Source organism: Bradyrhizobium sp. SEMIA, from assembly GCF_014844175.1.
Classification (GTDB): Bacteria; Pseudomonadota; Alphaproteobacteria; order Rhizobiales; family Xanthobacteraceae; genus Bradyrhizobium; species Bradyrhizobium arachidis.
Genome location: NZ_CP046601.1, coordinates 4,188,390 through 4,205,876 on the forward strand (window position 1 = coordinate 4,188,390; position 17,487 = coordinate 4,205,876).

Below are 17,487 nucleotides of genomic sequence, written 5' to 3' on the forward strand. Positions count from 1 at the left end.
TGGCATGAAGGAAATTCCATTCCCTGTTTCGGCGCGCCTCATATGCTGGCCCGCAAAGCAGTTGGGGGAGGGAGCGTGGGCGAGACTTTTGGCGTTCTGGCCGCGGTGCTGTCGAGCGGCCTTGGGGGCACCTCGATCGGGGCCACGCGCTACCTCGTGGGCAGCATCGACCCGCTCGCGATCGGCTCGTTCCGGTTCGGCATCGGCTTTCTCCTGCTGCTGCCGCTGACGCTGCTGCGCGGTGATCGCTGGCCGGGGCGTGGCGACTGGGCGGCCGCCTTCGCCCTCGGCATTCTGTTCTTCGCCGTGTTCCCGATCCTGTTCAACGCCTCGCTGATCTTCACGACCGCCGCGCGCGGCGCGCTCGCACTGTCGACGCTTCCGCTGCTGTCGCTTGTAATCGGGGCCGCACTCGGTGCCGAAGCCCTGACCTGGCGCAAATCGATCGGTGTCGTGATCGCGACGCTGGGCGTTGCGGTTGCGCTGCTCACCGACCTGACCTCGGCCCCGCCGGCCGCCTGGCGCGGCGATCTCCTGATGATGTCAGCTGCGCTATGCATGGCGCTCTACGGCATCTGGTCGAAGCCGCTGATCCGCCGCTCCAGCCCGATCGCCTTCACCACGATGAGCATGGCGGCGGGCGCGGCCTGCCTCATCCTGCTCTCGTATGTCCGCGGCAGCTTTGCGCCGGTCGCAAGCTTCGGCGCGCCGCAATGGTTGGCGGCCTCATATCTCGGAGCGTTCGGCGCGGCGCTGACCTTCTATCTCTGGGCCTTCGCGCTGGAGCGGACGACGCCGACGCGCGTCGCCATCTCGGTGACGGTCAACCCGATCACGGCCTCGCTGGTCGGCGCCTGGTTGCTGCACGAACCGCTGCGGTGGAATCTCGCGGCCGGTATCGTCGCGGTGTTTGCCGGAATCTGGATCGCGACCACGACGGGCGAACGTGCTCCGTCGGCGAACGCGTCTGCTTCAAGCCAGCCCTGACATCAGGTCGGGATGGTCCCCTGATATTGCACCAGACCGTCGTCGAGCTTCAGCCAGGCGAGCTTCTCGCTCACCCAGATGTGCTCGGTCGGCGTGAAGGCGTTGCGATCATCGAAGGTCGCAAGCGAGACACCGGCCAGCGTGCCGTTGCGCCGCCAGGCGAACAGGCGCGTGCCGCAACGCTTGCAGAAGACGCGGTCGATGTTCTCGGACGACGCATAGCGCTCGGTCTCGCCCTCGACCGTCAGTGCGCGCTGGTCGAACTGCGCGCGGGCGAAGAACGGCGAGCCCATCGCCTTCTGGCACAAGCGGCAATGGCAGATGCGGACGTTGAGCGGCTCGCCCTCCGCCTTGAACCGCACCGCGCCGCACAGGCATCCGCCTTCCCGGATCATGGCTCAGGCCACCCGCCATTCGCCGACCTGGCGCGCCATGCTCCAGTTGAGATCGTCAAGATCGCCATCCATGTTGGAATTCCCGCGTCTGGTGTTGGTGAAGGCGGCCCAGCAGAAGCCGCCATGGGTGCGCACGGCGATCGTGCTCGTGCCCGGCAGACTGCCATTGTGCCACCAATTGCCGAATTTGTTGACACAGAAGCCCTTGGCATAGTCCGGGCTGTAGCTGGGCGCGCTGGTCATGACCTGGATGGTGCGCGGCCGCAGGATGTTCGCGGGCCTCGTGTAGCCGTCGACATGCATCAGGAACTGGACGAGATCCGACGGTGTCGCGATCCAGCCGCCATGGGAATCCATCCGCCTCACTTTCATGTCGTAGGGGCTTTCGCCCTGGCCGTAATAGGCGACTTCGCCGGCCTGGCGCTGGTCGCGCGTGTTGCCCGCTATCGTCATGTCGGTGACGCCGCAGCGCGCCAGCACCTCGCCGCGGACATGCTCGGCATAGAGCTGGCCGGTGAGCTTCTCGATGACGCGCCCCAGCACGCAATAGCTGAAATTGGAGTAGGCGTAATGCTGGCCCGGCGGCCGGTCTAGCGGCCGGTTGGCGAGTGTCCAGGCGATCAGCTCGGCATGATCCATCCGCGGATGGGTGAACATGGGATCGCGATTGTCGTTGCTCCAGCCGCCGCCGGTGTGGGTCAACAGATGCTCGAGCGTGATCTGGTCGATGCCGGCAGAGTAGGGCGGCTGCCCGTAATCGGTGCCGAGCAGCGCGCCCGGGCCGAACACGCGATCGGTCAGCTTGAGGCGGTTCTCCTCGATCAGGCGGAAGATCGTGACCGAGGTGATCATCTTGCTGACGCTGGCGATCCGGAACAGATGCCGCGGCGTCACGGTCTCGTTGCGCTCGCGATCCGCAAGACCGAACGCATCCTCGTGGACGACAGTGCCGGCATAGCCGATCGCAAAGGACAGCGCCGGCACGTCGTATTTGTCCATGAAGCTGCGCGCGAGCCGCGCCATGGCGCCGCGCTCGGCCGGCGAGGGCGGGCGAATGCTCGCGAATGCTCGGCGGGTTGGGCGCGAGCTGCGCGAGCGCTGGGTGCGACAGCAGCGGCAGCGCGCCCGCTGCGAGCTTCACGAAGTCTCGTCGCCGAAATTGCATGGTCCGCCCCCTCGGGCGGCCCATGTCTCAGGTCCATGCCTCAGTAGGTCGCCCGTCCACCCGAAATATCAAACACCGCGCCGGTGGAGAAGGCACAATCTTCGGATGCGAGCCAGCTCACCATCGCGGCGAGCTCTTCCACCTGCACGAAGCGCGCTTTCGGGATCTTCGACAGCATGAAGTCGATATGCTGCTGCGTCATCTGGTCGAAGATCGCGGTCTTCGCCGCGGCCGGCGTCACAGCATTCACCAGAATGTCATGCGCGGCGAGCTCCTTGCCGAGCGATTTCGTCAGCGCGATCAGGCCGGCCTTGGATGCCGAATAATGCGAGGCGTTCGGATTACCTTCCTTGCCGGCGATCGAGGCGATGTTCACGATCCGCCCGTATTTCTGCTTGAGCATTTCGGGCACGATGGCCTTACAGCAGATGAAGGGGCCGTCGAGGTTGATGCGCAGGACTTTGCGCCATTCCTCGAGATCGGTCTCCCACACCGGCTTGTTGACGCCGGCGATGCCGGCATTGTTGACGAGGATGTCGATCTTGCCGAAGGCGGCCAGCGTCGCATCGCGGGCCTGCTCGACGGCGGCGGTATCGGTGACGTCGACCTTGAAGACGCGGACGTTGTCGCCGATCTCCTTCGCGGTCTTCTCGGCCAGCGCCGCGTCAAAATCCCAGATCGCGACCTTGGCACCGGAGGCGACGAAGCGCTCGGTGATGGCGCGGCCAAAGCCCTGCGCGCCGCCGGTGACGGCGGCAACGCGGCCATTGAGATCGATCTTGTTCATGCCGGGTGCCCCAGGTGTCAGAGCATGTAGCCGCCGTCGACGACGAGGTCGACGCCGGTGGTGAAGGCGCTCTCGTCGCTGCCGAGATAGACCGCCATCGAGGCGATCTCCTCGGCGGTGCCGAGCCGGCCCATCTTCTGGCGCGAGATGAACATCTCCTTGCCCTGCGGTCCCTGCGCGGCGGCGCGGTCGAGCATCGAGGGGGTCTCGACGGTGCCGGGGCAGATCGAGTTGCAGCGGATGCCCTTGGTGATGAAGTCGAGTGCGACCGCGCGCGACAGCAGCGACACCGCCGCCTTCGACGAGCTGTAGACGTAGCGGTTCGCCGGCGGCCGCAAGGCCGCGCAGGACGAGATGTTGACGATGCTGCCGCCGCCGCCCGCGATCATGTCGGGCAGGAAGGCCTTGATGGTCCGGTGCATCGACTTAACGTTGAGATCGAACGAGAAGTCGAAATCCTCCTCCGAGCACTCCAGGATGGTGCCGTGGTGCACGAAGCCGGCCGCGTTGAGCAGGATGTCGATCTTGCCGATGCGTTTTGCAAAGGCGTTGACGTCGGCGGTGTTGCGGACGTCGAGCTTGGCGACCTCCGCGATGCCTTCCTTGGTCAAGCCAGCGATGCCGGCCTCGTTGATGTCGGTGGCGATGACGGTTGCGCCTTCACGCGCGAAGGCGATCGCGCATGCGCGCCCGATGCCTGCTGCCGCAGCCGTGACGACGGCGCGCTTTCCCTTGAGGCGGTCTGCCATTTTTTCTCTCCTCTGAATTTTCTGTCGTCATTCCGGGGCGCGCCTCTTGGCGCGAACTACGATGCGCACTTGCGCATCTGAGAATCCATCGGGCCGCAGCGTCGGTGGGTCAATGGATTCCGGGTTCGCGACTTCGTCGCGCCTCGGAATGACAGTGTCAGTGATTATCCCGCGCCACGCCAAACGTGCCGGCGACGTTCTGATAGCGCGTGGCGAGCTCCATGCAGGCGCCGGTCGATTGCTGGCCGACGGTGTTGCGGTAGATCTCCTGCCACGGCGTCTGGTTCGGCGGATGCTTGAAGCCGCCATTGGCCTTGAGCTCGGCGTGGCGCTTCTTCAGCTCCTCATCCGAGATCAGAATGTTGGCGCTGCCCTTGTTGAGGTCGATGCGCACCTTGTCGCCGGTCTTGAGGATCGCGAGGCCGCCATTGGCGGCCGCTTCCGGCGAGGCGTTCAGGATCGAGGGCGAGCCCGAGGTGCCGGACTGCCGGCCGTCGCCGATGCAGGGCAGGGACAGGATGCCGCGCTTGATCAGTGCCGCCGGCGGCTGCATGTTCACGACCTCGGCGCCGCCGGGGTAGCCGATCGGCCCGGTGCCGCGGATGAACAGTACGCAGTGCTCGTCGATGTCGAGCGAGGCATCGTCGATCCGCTCGTGATAATCTTCGGGACCCTCGAACACGATGGCGCGGCCCTCGAATGCGCTAGGGTCCTTCGGGTTGCTGAGATAGCGATCCCGGAATTCCTTGGAGATCACTGAGGTCTTCATGATCGCGGAATCGAACAGATTGCCCTTCAGCACCAGGAAGCCGGCGTCCTTCACCAGCGGCTTGTCGTAGGCCCAGATCACGTCGTTGTCGGGCTTGGGCGCATCCTTGCAGTTCTCGCCGATGCCGCGGCCGTTGACGGTGATGGCGTCCTCGTGGATGCGCTTGTGCTTCATCAATTCGCGCACCACGGCCGGCACGCCGCCGGCGCGGTGGAATTCCTCGCCGAGATAGAAGCCGGCCGGCTGCATGTTGACCAGCAGCGGCACGTCGTGACCGTGCTTCTGCCAGTCGTCGATCGACAGCTCGACGCCGATGTGGCGGGCCAGGGCATTGATGTGGATCGGCGCATTGGTCGAGCCGCCGATCGCCGAATTGATCACGATGCAGTTCTCGAACGCCTTGCGGGTCAGGATGTCCGAGGGCTTCAGGTCTTCCCAGACCATCTCGACGATGCGTTTTCCGGTTTCGTAGGCGATCTGGCCGCGCTCGCGATAGGGGGCGGGGATCGCCGCGCAGCCCGGTAGCGAGAAGCCGAGTGCTTCGGCGAGGCCGTTCATGGTCGAGGCGGTGCCCATGGTGTTGCAATGGCCGACCGACGGCGCCGAGGACGCCACGATCTCCATGAACTCTTCATAGTCGATCTCGCCGGCGGCAAGCCGCTCGCGCGATTTCCAGACGATGGTGCCGGAACCGGTGCGCTCGCCGGCGTGCCAGCCGTTCAGCATCGGGCCGCCCGACAACACGATGGCGGGCAGGTTCACGGTCGCCGCGGCCATCATGCAGGCCGGCGTGGTCTTGTCGCAGCCGGTGGTCAGCACCACGCCATCGAGCGGATAGCCGTAGAGGATCTCGACGAGGCCAAGATAGGCGAGGTTGCGGTCGAGCGCCGCGGTCGGGCGCTTGCCGGTCTCCTGAATGGGGTGGGTCGGGAATTCCATCGCGATGCCGCCGGCCTCGCGGATGCCTTCACGGACGCGATGCGCCAGCTCGATGTGGTGGCGGTTGCAGGGGGAGAGGTCGTTGCCGGTCTGGGCGATGCCGATGATCGGCTTGCCGGACTGCAGCTCGGCGCGGGTGAGGCCGTAGTTCAGGTAGCGCTCCATGTAGAGCGCGGTCATGCCTGGATTATGCGGGTTGTTGAACCATTCCTGCGAGCGGAGGTGGCGGCGGGTGCCGTTACCGGCGCCTGCATGCCCATTGGTTGGCTTTTTTGTCATTGGTTTCTCCTGCAATGCAAACGCACTGGCGTCCGTTTTGTGGTGTCGGCTTGTGCGATGCCCAACGGTGTGAGCGATGGTGGGCCTGCCCGTTGGCGGGTCGTTTCCTCACAAGTCCGATACTAGTCATGGCTGCTTGGTAACGCTACCATTTTGTTCGCCGCGCCCCCGCCAGATGTGGCTGGCCGATTGTCCGAACGCCGCGCCGACGAGCTTTGCCGCTCGATCACCCTGAAGCCGAGATCGAGCACCGGCTGCTCCGGCCGCCGCCCGTCGATCGCGTCGATCAGCATGGTGGCGGCGGTCCTGCCCATCTCGTAGCGGTTGGTGCGCACGCTGGTGAGCGTAGGGACGGCGGAGGCCATGAATTCGAGGTCGTTGAAGCCGACGATCGCGATCTGCTCGGGCACCGCGATCTCCCTTCGCCGGCATTCGAACAGCACGCCGAGTGCGAGGTCGTCATTGGCGCAGAACACCGCGTCGAGGCCGGGCTCTCGCGCCAGGAGATCGGTGAACAGGGCGCCGCCGAGCGTCACGGAGGTCGGTGTCGCCGTGGTGACGACGAGGCGCTGCTCGAACAGGCCGGCATCCTTCATGGCCGAGACATATCCGTCCAGCCGCCGCTGCACCCTGGGATCCATGCGCGCGCCGACGAAGCCGATCTTGCGGTGGCCTTGCGCGAACAGGTGCGCGATCGCCGCGCGGGCTGCATCGTAGTGCGAAAAGCCGATCATCATGTCGACCGGATTGGGCCCGATCTCCATGATCTGCACGATCGGGCAGTCGGCCGCCTCCAGCATCGCGCGCGATTCCGCAGTCTGGTCGATGCCGGTCACGATCAGCCCGGCCGGCTTCTGCGCCAGAAACAGGCGCAGCAGCTTCTCCTCCTGGAGGATGCTGTAGCGCGTGTTGGACAACTGGATCGAGTAGCGGCTGCCCTCGGAGGCGTCATAGATGCCGCGCAGCACGTCCGAGAACACGTTGTTGGTGAGCGATGGGATCAGGACGCCGATCACTTCGGTGCGCTGCGAGGCGAGCGCCCGTGCCGCCAGGTTCGGCACGTAGCCGAGCTCCTTGGCCGCGCTCTCGACCCGCGTCCGCTTGGCGATCGACAGCGCCTCCGGATTACGGAAGAAGCGGGACGCGGTGATCGGGCTGACGCCGGCAAGCTCGGCGACTTCGGCCAGCCGGATTTTGCCTGACTTGGTGCGTTTTCGACCCATTTGCTGCTCTTAGCATAGCCAATGTCGAAACCAAAGGATCGTTGACAGCGCTACCAGCAACGACTAACCAAAGACAAATTGCCAAAACCGCACAAACTGCCGACAATATAGCCTGCTAAGTTCGGGCTTCGGGTTGGCGAAGTCTGAAAAACAAGACGGTCGCGGCGCTAGAGGCGTCGTGGACTTTCGAGGAGGGAGCTAGATGTCGTCTGTGCAAATCCGCGACGTGCGGAAATCGTTCGGCAATTTTGAAGTCCTGCACGGCGTGACGATCCCGATCGAGGACGGACAGTTCGTTGTCCTGGTTGGCCCCTCCGGCTGCGGCAAGTCGACGCTGCTTCGCATGCTCGCCGGTCTCGAGAACATCACCTCCGGCACGATCTCGATCGGCGACCGCGTCGTCAACAATGTCCAGCCCAAGGAGCGGGACATTGCGATGGTGTTCCAGAACTACGCGCTCTATCCGCACATGACGGTCGCCGACAACATGGGCTTCTCGCTGAAGCTGCGGAACGCCAGCTCCGACGAGATCAACAAGCGCGTCAAGCGCGCCGCGGAGATCCTCGCGCTGTCGCCGCTGCTCGACCGCTATCCGCGCCAGCTCTCCGGCGGCCAGCGCCAGCGCGTCGCCATGGGCCGCGCCATCGTGCGCGACCCGCAAGTGTTCCTGTTCGACGAGCCGTTGTCGAACCTCGATGCCAAGCTGCGCGTCGCCATGCGCACCGAGATCAAGGAGCTGCACCAGCGGTTGAAGACGACCACCGTCTACGTCACCCACGACCAGATCGAGGCCATGACCATGGCCGACAAGATCGTCGTCATGCACGATGGCATCGTCGAGCAGATGGGCACGCCGCTCGAGCTCTACGACAAACCGGACAATCAGTTCGTCGCCGGCTTCATCGGCTCGCCCGCCATGAACTTCCTGAAGGGCCATGTGCGCGTCAACGGCGTTGCGACCTTCGAGGGGCCGAACGGCGTCAAGCTGCCGCTCAAGAACGCACCCGCTGCGTCCGATGGCCGTCCCGCGGTCTACGGCGTGCGGCCCGAGCACTTCACCATCGCCGATGACGGCGCCGAGGCCGAGATCATCGTCGTCGAGCCGACCGGCTCGGAGACGCAGGTGTTCGCCAAGGTCGGCGGCGAGCAGGTCGTCGCGGTGTTCCGCGAGCGCCACCAGTTCAACCCGGGCGACAAGGTCCGGCTGAAGCCAGATCCGTCGCTGGTTCATCTGTTCGACGACGCGACAGGCAAACGCCTCAACGCGTAGAAGACTAAGACAACAAAGACTAAGACAACAAAAAAGAATCACAGGGAGGACGACATGCAAGACTTTACCCGCCGGACTCTGCTTCAAGGCGGAACGGCTCTGGCCGCGACCGGCATGCTGACCGGTCCGGCACTGTTCGACTTCGCCAAGGCCTGGGCGCAGAGCGCGCCCTGGAAGGCGGAGCCGGGCGCCAAGCTGACCGTGATGCGGTGGAAGCGCTTCGTGCCGGCGGAAGACGATGCGTTCAACGCGATGGTGGCGGCGTTCAAGACCGCGACCGGCACCGAGATGAACGTGTTCAGCGAGTCCTTCGAGGACGTGCAGCCGAAGGCCTCGGTTGCGGCCAATACCGGCTCGGGCCTCGATCTCGCCTGGGGTCTGCACACGCTGCCGCAGCTCTTCCCCACCAAAGTGCTGAAGATGAACGACGTCGCCGATTATCTCGGCAAGAAATATGGCGGCTGGACCGATGCGGCCGCCAAGACCTGCAAGCTCGGCGACGACTGGCTCGGCATTCCCGTCGCGACCAACGGCGGTTACATGACCTACCGCAAGTCGGCGCTCGACAAGGCCGGCTTCAAGGAATTCCCGAAGGACTTCCCGGGCTTCCTCGAGATGTGCAAGGCCCTCAAGGCCAACAACACGCCTGCCGGCTTCGCGCTCGGTCACGCCTCGGGCGACGGCAATTCCTGGCTGCACTGGGTGCTGTGGGGCCACGGGGCCTACACGGTCGACCAGAACGACAAGATCATCATCAATTCGCCGGAAACGGCGAAGGCGCTGGAATATTGCAAGGCGCTCTACGACAGCTTCATCCCGGGCACCCCGTCCTGGAACGACTCCTCCAACAATAAGGCGTACCTCGCCGGCGAGCTCTATTGCACGGCGAACGGCATCTCGATCTACGTGGCCGCCAAGACCGATGCGTCCAAGAAGGAGCTTGCCGAGGACACCTATCACGCGCTCTGGCCCGTCGGCCCGGTCGGCAAGCCCACCGAGCTGCAGCTTGCGCTGCCGATCCTCGCCTTCAACTTCACCAAATATCCGAACGCGGCGAAGGCCTTCGTTGCCTTCATGCTGGAGAAGGAGAACTACGAGAAGTGGCTGGACGGCGCACAGGGCTATCTCACGCAGACCCTGAACGCCTACGAGTCGGCGCCGATCTGGACCGCGGATCCGAAGAACTACGTGTTCTCGCAGGCCTCCAAGCGCACGCTGCCGGCGTCCGGCATCGGCACGGTCGGTGAGAAGGCGGCGACCGCGATCGCCGACTTCATCGTCGTCGACATGTTCGCCAACTACTGCACCGGCGCCAAGGATACCAAGGGTGCGATGGCGGAAGCCGAGCGCCAGCTGAAGCGCATCTATCGCTGACGGTCACGGGGCGGGCGGCCATCCCGGCCGCCCGCTCGTCAACATTTCGATCAGGGATATCGGGCATGGCTGATGTCGCAATTCCCCGGGCCAAGCCTCAGATGAGCGAGGACAGCGCCTGGACCCAGCTCAAACACAATCGCAACTGGCTCGGCTTCTGGTTCATGGTGCCGGCCATGGCGTTCCTGATCTTCTTCCTGGCCTATCCGCTGGGGCTCGGCATCTGGCTGTCCTTCACGGACACCCGCATCGGCAGGGTGGGGCACTTCATCGCGACGGAGAACTATGAGTGGCTGTGGGATGATTCCATCTTCTGGCTGTCGGTGTTCAACACGCTGCTCTACACCTTCGTCGCCAGCGCCCTCAAATTCGCGATCGGGCTTTATCTCGCGCTGCTGCTGAACGAGAACATGCCGTTCAAGGCGATGTTGCGCGCGATGGTCCTGATCCCCTTCATCGTGCCGACGGTGCTGTCGGCGCTCGCCTTCTGGTGGATCTTCGACTCGCAATTCTCGATCATCTCCTGGTCGTTGAAGCACCTCGGCTTGATCAACCAGAACATCAACTTCCTTGGTGACACGACCTGGGCGCGCATTTGCGTGATCTTCGCCAATATCTGGCGCGGCGTGCCCTTCGTGGCGATCACGCTGCTTGCAGGCCTGCAGACGGTGTCGCCGTCGCTCTATGAAGCAGCAACGCTCGACGGCGCCACGCGCTGGCAGAATTTCCGGTACATCACCTATCCGCTGCTGACGCCGATCATCGCTGTCGTGATGACCTTCTCGGTGTTGTTCACCTTCACCGACTTCCAGCTGATCTGGGCCATGACCCGCGGCGGCCCGGTCAACGCCACCCATCTGATGGCGACCCTGTCGTACCAGCGCGCGATCATCGCCGGGCAGCTGGGCGAGGGCGCCGCGATCTCCAGTGCGATGATCCCGTTCCTGCTTGCCGCGATCATGGTGTCCTGGTTCGGGTTGCAGCGCCGGAAATGGCAGCAGGGAGAGAGCAATGACTGACCTGCCTACCAGATCCATCGATCTCAAGAATGTGCTGTCGGGCTCGGCGCCTACGGCCGACCACAGCGAGGGCATGAGCTACCTGCAGTCGGTGCCCCGCCGGATCGTGACGCTCTATCTGCCGCTCGCGATCATCGTCATCGTCCTGCTGTTCCCGTTCTACTGGATGGCGCTGACGTCGGTGAAACCCGACGATCAACTGCTTGATCTCGACAGGTACAATCCGTTCTGGACCTGGAATCCGACGTTCAAGCACTTCCACAAGTTGCTGTTCGAGAGCTACTACCCGCACTGGCTCTGGAACACGATGTACGTTGCCGTCTGTGCGACGGTGCTTTCGATCATCGCATCTGTACTCGCGGCCTACGCCATTGTGCGCTTGCGCTACAAGGGTGCCAATCTCGTCGGCGGGCTGATCTTCCTCGCCTATCTGGTGCCGCCGTCGATCCTGTTCATTCCGCTCGCCACCGTCGTGTTCCAGTACGGCCTGTTCGATTCGCCGCTGGCGCTGATCCTGACCTATCCGACCATCCTGATCCCGTTCTCGACCTGGCTGTTGATGGGCTATTTCAAGACCATCCCGTTCGAGCTCGAGGAATGCGCGCTGATCGACGGGGCGAGCCGCTGGCAGATCCTGATCAAGATCGTGCTGCCGCTCGCGATCCCCGGCCTGATCTCGGCCTTCATCTTCTGCTTCACGCTGTGCTGGAACGAGTTCATCTACGCGTTGACCTTCCTGCAATCGACCAGCAACAAGACGGTGCCGGTCGCGATCGTCAACGAGTTCGTGGACGGCGACATCTATCGCTGGGGGTCGCTGATGGCGGGAGCGCTGGCCGGCTCGCTGCCGCTCGTCATCCTTTACGCCTTCTTCGTGGAGCATTATGTCTCGGCGATGACCGGCGCCGTGAAGGAATGACCAGCGGGGCCGTCATGAGAGCGCGTCTAGCCTGACGCGTTCCGGCCAATAAGAAGGAGTAGGCTCTTGCACATTCTGGTTCTGGGCGCCGCCGGCATGGTCGGCCGTAAATTGTGTGAACGGCTGCTGCGCGACGGCCGGCTCGGCAAGAGCGACATCACCAAAATGACCATGCATGACGTGGTTGAGCCGAAGAAGCCGGAGAAGGCCGGCTTCCCCGTCGAGACCGTCTCGGGCGATTTCGCCGTCCCCGGCGCGGCCGAGGAGCTGATCGCCGGCCGGCCGGACGTGATCTTCCATCTCGCCGCGATCGTCTCGGGCGAGGCCGAGCTCGATTTCGACAAGGGCTATCGCATCAATCTCGACGGCACGCGGATGCTGCTCGACGCCATCCGCCTCGCCGGCGGCGGCTACAAGCCGCGCGTGGTGTTCACGTCCTCCATCGCGGTGTTCGGCGCCCCGTTCCCGGACGCCATCGGCGACGAGTTCTTCCACACCCCGCTGCTCAGCTACGGCACCCAGAAGGCGATCGGCGAGCTGCTCCTTGCCGATTATTCGCGCCGCGGCTTCCTCGACGGCATCGGCATCCGCCTGCCGACCATCTGCATCCGGCCCGGCCTGCCCAACAAGGCGGCATCGGGCTTCTTCTCCAACATCCTGCGCGAGCCGCTCGCTGGCAAGGAGGCGATCCTTCCGGTGTCCGAGGACGTCCGCCACTGGCACGCCACGCCGCGCTCCGCCGTCGGCTTCCTGCTCCATGCCGGCACCATGGATCTCGCCAAGGTCGGCCCGCGCCGCAACCTGACCATGCCCGGCTTCTCGGCCACGGTCGGCGAGCAGATCGCAGCGCTGAGGCGCGTCGCCGGCGACAAGGTCGCCGCGCGCATCAAGCACGAGCTTGATCCGTTCATCGTCGGCATCGTCGGCGGCTGGCCGCGCAACTTCGAGGCCAAGCGTGCGCGCGAGCTCGGCTTCACCACCGAAGAAAAGTCCTTCGACGACATCATCCGCATTCACATCGAAGACGAGCTCGGCGGTAATTTCGTCGCCTGATCTAACCGATGAACAGCGTGGATATGACGATGGCGAGCGTTGCTTGCATCGGTGAATGCATGGTCGAGCTCCGGCAGGCTCAAGGTGGGCAGGCCGGGCAGGGCGGCGGCCTGTATTCGCGCGGCTTCGGCGGCGATACCCTCAATACGGCGGTGTATCTGGCGCGGCTCGAGATCAAGGTCGACTATCTCACCGCGCTTGGCGACGATGCGCTCAGCGACGAGATGATCGCGGCCTGGAATGCGGAGGGCGTCGGCACCCGCCGCGTCGTGCGGCTGCCGGGCAAGCTGCCCGGCCTCTACATGATCCAGACGGATGCCAAGGGCGAGCGCCAGTTCTTCCACTGGCGTGACAGTGCGGCCGCGCGCCAGCTGATGAGCCTGCCGGAGACCGACGAGCTGCTCAACTCGCTGATGAGCTACGATATCGTCTATCTCTCCGCGATCACGCTCTCGATCTACGACGCCCCTGGTCGCGAGCGCCTGTTCGCGGCGATCAAGCGCGCGCGCCTGCTCGGCACCCGCTTCGTGTTCGACACCAACTTCCGCGCACGCGGCTGGCCCGATCGCGACGTCGCGCGCGAGGTGTTTGCCACGGCGTTTGCGGCCGCCGACATCGTGCTGACCTCGACCGAGGATCTGCTCGCGCTCTATCCCGGCGAGAGCCACGAGCAGCTGATGGCGCGCATCCCGACGCCCGAGCTGGTGTTCCGCCTCGCCGAGCCGGTGAGCATCCTGCGTTTCCCCGGCGGAACCCACGAGGTCCGTGCCGAACCCATGACCAAGCCGGTCGTCGACACCACCGCCGCCGGCGACAGCTTCGCCGCGGCCTATATCGCCGCCCGGCTGGCCGGCGCCGAGCCGGTCGAGGCCGCCCAGGCCGGGCATCGCCTCGCCAGCCTCGTGATCTGCTATCCCGGCGCCATCATTCCGGGCTATGCCATGCCGCCGAAGAAGCGGCACCGGCCGGCGACCACGCGTCAAGCGACCAAGTGAAACGAAAAGATCCTCAAGATGCCCACTGCTGCCCAACAGAACCACCTCGTCGCGCTGTTCAAGGCCGCGACCGTCATTCCCGTCCTCACCATCGAGCGGATCCAGGACGCCGTGCCGCTGGCGCGTGCGCTGGTGGCCGGCGGCGTCCGCACGCTGGAGGTGACGCTGCGTACCCCCGTTGCGATCGAGGCGGCGCGGGCGATGATGGCCGAGGTCCCCGAGGCGGTCGTCGGCATCGGCACGATCCTCAATCCAGCCGACTTCACCCGTGTCGAGAAGCTCGGCGTCGCCTTCGGCATCAGCCCGGGCCTGACCCCCGATCTCCTCGCGGCCGCCGCCCATAGCTCCTTGCCGTTCGCGCCGGGCATCGCCACCGCCTCCGAGCTGATGCTGGCGCTGTCGCACGGTTTCGACGTGGCAAAATTCTTCCCGGCCGAGCAGGCCGGCGGCATCAAGGGCCTGCGCGCCCTTGGCGGGCCGTTCCCGAACGTGCGGTTCTGCCCGACCGGCGGGGTCGGCGAGGCCAATGCGGCGACCTGGCTCGCCGAGCCCAATGTGGTCGCGGTCGGCGGTTCCTGGCTGTGTCCGACGGCCGAGATCAGGGCGGGGAACTGGGCCGGCATAACTGCCATCTGCCAGCGCACCCTCCAGGCCCTGAAAGCCGCGTGAAGTCTTGCCATCCCTGGGCTAAGACTTAGCTCAGGCTAAGAGACCCCAGGGAGAAGAGACCATGACCGCCAGCATCGTCGGATGGGCGCATACGCCGTTCGGCAAGTTCGACACCGAAACCGTCGAAAGCCTCGTCACCCGCGTCGCCAATGAGGCGCTGGCCGATGCCGGCATTTCGGCCTCCGACGTCGACGAGATCGTGCTCGGCCATTTCAACGCCGGCTTCTCGCCGCAGGATTTTACCGCCTCGCTGGTGCTCCAGGCCGACCCGAAGCTGCGCTTCAAGCCCGCGACCCGCGTCGAGAACGCCTGCGCCACCGGCTCCGCCGCCGTGCACCAGGGCCTGCGCGCGATCGCCGCAGGGGCCGCCAAGATCGTACTGGTTGTCGGCGTCGAGCAGATGACCCGTACGCCGGGACCTGAGATCGGCAAGAACCTGCTCAAGGCGTCCTATCTGCCCGAGGACGGCGACACCGTCGGCGGCTTTGCCGGCGTGTTCGGCAAGATCGCCAGCTCCTATTTCCAGAAATACGGCGACCAGTCCGATGCGCTGGCGCTGATCGCGGCCAAGAACCACAAGAACGGCGTCGCCAATCCCTTCGCCCAGATGCGCAAGGACTTCGGCTTCGACTTCTGCCGCGCCGAGAGCGAGAAGAACCCGTATGTCGCCGGCCCCCTGAAGCGGACTGACTGCTCGCTGGTGTCCGACGGCGCCGCTGCGCTGGTTTTGGCCGATGCCGAGACCGCCAAGGGCATGGCTAAGTCGATCGGCTTCCGCGCCACCGCGCATGCCCAGGACTTCCTGCCGATGTCCAAGCGCGACATCCTCCAGTTCGAGGGCTGCACGATTGCCTGGCAGCGTGCATTGGAGAAGGCGGGCGTGCAGCTGTCCGATCTCTCCTTCGTCGAGACCATGACTGCTTCACCGTCGCCGAGCTGATCGAGTACGAAGCGATGGGCCTGACGCCGAAGGGGCAGGGCGCCCGCGCCATCAAGGAGGGCTGGACGCTCAAGGACGGCAAGCTGCCGGTCAACCCGTCCGGCGGCCTGAAGGCCAAGGGCCACCCGATCGGCGCCACCGGGGTCTCCATGCACGTGATGACCGCGATGCAGCTCGCCGGCCAGGCGCCCGAGGGCATGCAGCTCAAGAACGCCAAGCTCGGCGGCATCTTCAACATGGGTGGCGCGGCGGTCGCCAACTACGTCTCCGTGCTGGAGCCGCTGAAGTAAGCTCGCGCAGGGTGGGCAAAGGCGCGAAAGCGCCGTGCCCACCATTTTCCTTGCGCTAAATCAAGGTGGGCACGCTTCGCTTTGTCCACCTTAACGCTCCTGATTGATTTGCGGAAAAGCATCATGAGCAATGGCTACGAAGATTCAATTTCTCTCGAAGCACTCAACGACCGCATCGCGATCATCGAGGACAATATCCGTCAGCTGATCGAGCAGGCCGCGGCCGCCTCCGGCGAGCAGAACGAGTCGCGGATCGCCGACCGCATCAACCAGCAGAACGAAGAGCTCGACCGCCTCATCAAGATCCGCGAATCCCGCCAGAAGAAATAGCGGGCGCGCCGGCCTGCGCATGCGGCCATACGCCGGCCGCCCTTGCGCGCGCGGCGCCGCTGCCTTTAGCTGGACCGAAATCGCTGGGCCGCTTTCAGAGAGCCCGCGCAATCGGGAGCGAACGCATGGGGCCGCTGAAGGGCATCAAGGTCGTCGACATGACCACCGTGCTGATGGGGCCCTATGCGACCCAGATGCTCGGCGACTACGGTGCCGACGTCATCAAGGTGGAATCGCTCGACGGCGACGTCACCCGCCTGATCGGCCCGACCCGCCATGCCGGGATGGGCCCGGTGTTCCTCAACACCAACCGCAGCAAGCGCTCGATCTGCCTCGATCTGAAGAAGCCCGCGGGCCGCGAGGCCGTGCTGCGGCTGCTGAAGGATGCCGACGTTCTCGTCTACAACGTCCGCCCGCAGGCGATGGCGCGGCTTCAGCTCGGCTACGACGTCGTCTCCAAGATCAATCCGCGCCTCGTCTATGCCGGCGTGTTCGGCTTCGGCCAGGACGGGCCCTATGCCGCAAAGCCCGCTTATGACGATCTGATCCAGGGCGCCACTGCGCTGCCGGCGCTGATGGCGCAGACCGGCGACGGCGTGCCGCGCTACGTGCCGAACGCGCTGGTCGACCGCATCGTCGGCCTTACCGCGGTCGCGCGATCTGCGCCAGCCTCGTGCACCGCGACCGCACCGGCCGCGGCCAGCGCGTTGACATCCCGATGTTCGAGACCATGGCGGGCTTCGTCATGGGCGACCACATGGGCGGGCTCACCTATGAGCCGCCGCTCGACAAGGGCGGCTACGCCCGCCACCTCTCGCGCGACCGCAGGCCGTACAAGACCTCCGACGGCTATCTCAGCGTCATCGTCTACAACGACAAGCAGTGGGAGAATTTCTTCAACGCGACGGGACGCGACGATTTGCGCGCCAATCCCAAATTCGCGACCTTCGCCGGCCGTGCCGCCAATATCGACGTCGTCTACGCCGAGCTCGCCCGCATCTTCGAGACGCGCACGACCGCCGAGTGGATTGATCTTCTGACCAAGGCCGATGTGCCTGTGATGCCGATGCACGACCTCGCATCGATCCTGCATGATCCACATCTCGAGGCGACCGGCTTCTTCCCGGTGGTTGAGCATCCGACCGAAGGGCCGATCCGCAGCATGAAGGTGACGGCAAACTGGTCGGAGACCGAGGCCGAGCCGGTGCGGCTGGCGCCGCGGCTCAACGAGCACGGCGCGGAGATTCTGCGCGAGATCGGCTACTCCGCTGATGAGATCGCCGCCATGGTTCGCGACGGCGTGACGCGCTCGGCGCCGGAGTAGGGGGAAGAGAT

General features: G+C 65.0%; 15 protein-coding genes and 2 pseudogenes. 11 read left to right on the forward strand and 6 right to left on the reverse strand.

What is annotated here, in order from left to right; genetic code table 11:
• Nucleotides 1–75: 75 nt before the first annotated feature.
• A complete protein-coding gene (locus FOM02_RS20555) occupies nucleotides 76–987 on the forward strand; it encodes a DMT family transporter (protein WP_035729861.1) in 912 nt (303 codons plus the stop codon).
• 2 nt (nucleotides 988–989) lie between these two features.
• Here the strand turns inward: FOM02_RS20555 and FOM02_RS20560 are convergent, their stop codons facing one another.
• From FOM02_RS20560 to FOM02_RS20585, 6 genes are all read right to left on the reverse strand, one after another.
• Complete coding sequence (locus FOM02_RS20560) at nucleotides 990–1,382, reverse strand: GFA family protein (RefSeq protein WP_027557391.1); 393 nt, start codon at nucleotides 1,380–1,382, stop codon at nucleotides 990–992.
• 3 nt (nucleotides 1,383–1,385) lie between these two features.
• The gene (locus FOM02_RS20565) at nucleotides 1,386–2,405 is read right to left on the reverse strand and encodes a serine hydrolase domain-containing protein (protein WP_265442104.1); all 1,020 of its coding nucleotides are present in this window, start codon (nucleotides 2,403–2,405) and stop codon (nucleotides 1,386–1,388) included.
• A 182-nt stretch (nucleotides 2,406–2,587) separates the two neighbouring features.
• Nucleotides 2,588–3,334 carry an SDR family NAD(P)-dependent oxidoreductase gene (locus FOM02_RS20570; RefSeq protein ID WP_027557393.1) on the reverse strand — a complete coding sequence of 249 codons (747 nt, stop codon included), beginning with the start codon at nucleotides 3,332–3,334 and terminating at the stop codon, nucleotides 2,588–2,590.
• A gap of 17 nt (nucleotides 3,335–3,351) precedes the next feature.
• Entirely contained in the window at nucleotides 3,352–4,083 is a 732-nt protein-coding gene (locus FOM02_RS20575; protein WP_027557394.1) for an SDR family oxidoreductase, read from the reverse strand.
• 157 nt (nucleotides 4,084–4,240) lie between these two features.
• Nucleotides 4,241–6,070, reverse strand: a complete 1,830-nt coding sequence (locus FOM02_RS20580; RefSeq protein ID WP_027557395.1) for an IlvD/Edd family dehydratase — start codon at nucleotides 6,068–6,070, stop codon at nucleotides 4,241–4,243.
• A 122-nt stretch (nucleotides 6,071–6,192) separates the two neighbouring features.
• The gene (locus tag FOM02_RS20585; protein WP_027557396.1) at nucleotides 6,193–7,293 is read right to left on the reverse strand and encodes a LacI family DNA-binding transcriptional regulator; all 1,101 of its coding nucleotides are present in this window, start codon (nucleotides 7,291–7,293) and stop codon (nucleotides 6,193–6,195) included.
• 202 nt (nucleotides 7,294–7,495) lie between these two features.
• Here FOM02_RS20585 and FOM02_RS20590 point away from each other — a divergent pair, with 202 nt between their 5' ends.
• The 10 genes and pseudogenes from FOM02_RS20590 to FOM02_RS20635 all read left to right on the forward strand — a co-directional run bounded on the left by FOM02_RS20590 (nucleotide 7,496) and on the right by FOM02_RS20635 (nucleotide 17,476).
• The gene (locus tag FOM02_RS20590; protein WP_027557397.1) at nucleotides 7,496–8,563 is read left to right on the forward strand and encodes an ABC transporter ATP-binding protein; all 1,068 of its coding nucleotides are present in this window, start codon (nucleotides 7,496–7,498) and stop codon (nucleotides 8,561–8,563) included.
• A gap of 54 nt (nucleotides 8,564–8,617) precedes the next feature.
• A complete protein-coding gene (locus FOM02_RS20595; RefSeq protein ID WP_027557398.1) occupies nucleotides 8,618–9,937 on the forward strand; it encodes an ABC transporter substrate-binding protein in 1,320 nt (439 codons plus the stop codon).
• A gap of 101 nt (nucleotides 9,938–10,038) precedes the next feature.
• Nucleotides 10,039–10,956 carry a carbohydrate ABC transporter permease gene (locus tag FOM02_RS20600; RefSeq protein ID WP_181411695.1) on the forward strand — a complete coding sequence of 306 codons (918 nt, stop codon included), beginning with the start codon at nucleotides 10,039–10,041 and terminating at the stop codon, nucleotides 10,954–10,956.
• Nucleotides 10,949–11,875, forward strand: a complete 927-nt coding sequence (locus FOM02_RS20605) for a carbohydrate ABC transporter permease (RefSeq protein ID WP_027557400.1) — start codon at nucleotides 10,949–10,951, stop codon at nucleotides 11,873–11,875. Before FOM02_RS20600 ends, FOM02_RS20605 begins: the two co-directional genes overlap by 8 nt.
• Before the next feature lie 66 nt (nucleotides 11,876–11,941).
• Entirely contained in the window at nucleotides 11,942–12,928 is a 987-nt protein-coding gene (denD, locus tag FOM02_RS20610) for a D-erythronate dehydrogenase (RefSeq protein WP_027557401.1), read from the forward strand.
• 29 nt (nucleotides 12,929–12,957) lie between these two features.
• Nucleotides 12,958–13,923: a sugar kinase gene (locus FOM02_RS20615; protein ID WP_027557402.1), complete on the forward strand. Its 966-nt coding sequence runs from the start codon at nucleotides 12,958–12,960 to the stop codon at nucleotides 13,921–13,923.
• A gap of 18 nt (nucleotides 13,924–13,941) precedes the next feature.
• Entirely contained in the window at nucleotides 13,942–14,592 is a 651-nt protein-coding gene (gene eda, locus FOM02_RS20620; protein ID WP_027557403.1) for a bifunctional 4-hydroxy-2-oxoglutarate aldolase/2-dehydro-3-deoxy-phosphogluconate aldolase, read from the forward strand.
• A gap of 61 nt (nucleotides 14,593–14,653) precedes the next feature.
• Nucleotides 14,654–15,822 (forward strand): annotated as a pseudogene (locus tag FOM02_RS20625) (acetyl-CoA acetyltransferase).
• A gap of 123 nt (nucleotides 15,823–15,945) precedes the next feature.
• Entirely contained in the window at nucleotides 15,946–16,152 is a 207-nt protein-coding gene (locus tag FOM02_RS20630; RefSeq protein WP_027557405.1) for a hypothetical protein, read from the forward strand.
• Between the two features lie 125 nt (nucleotides 16,153–16,277).
• A pseudogene (locus FOM02_RS20635) lies at nucleotides 16,278–17,476 on the forward strand (CaiB/BaiF CoA transferase family protein).
• Nucleotides 17,477–17,487 lie beyond the last annotated feature (11 nt).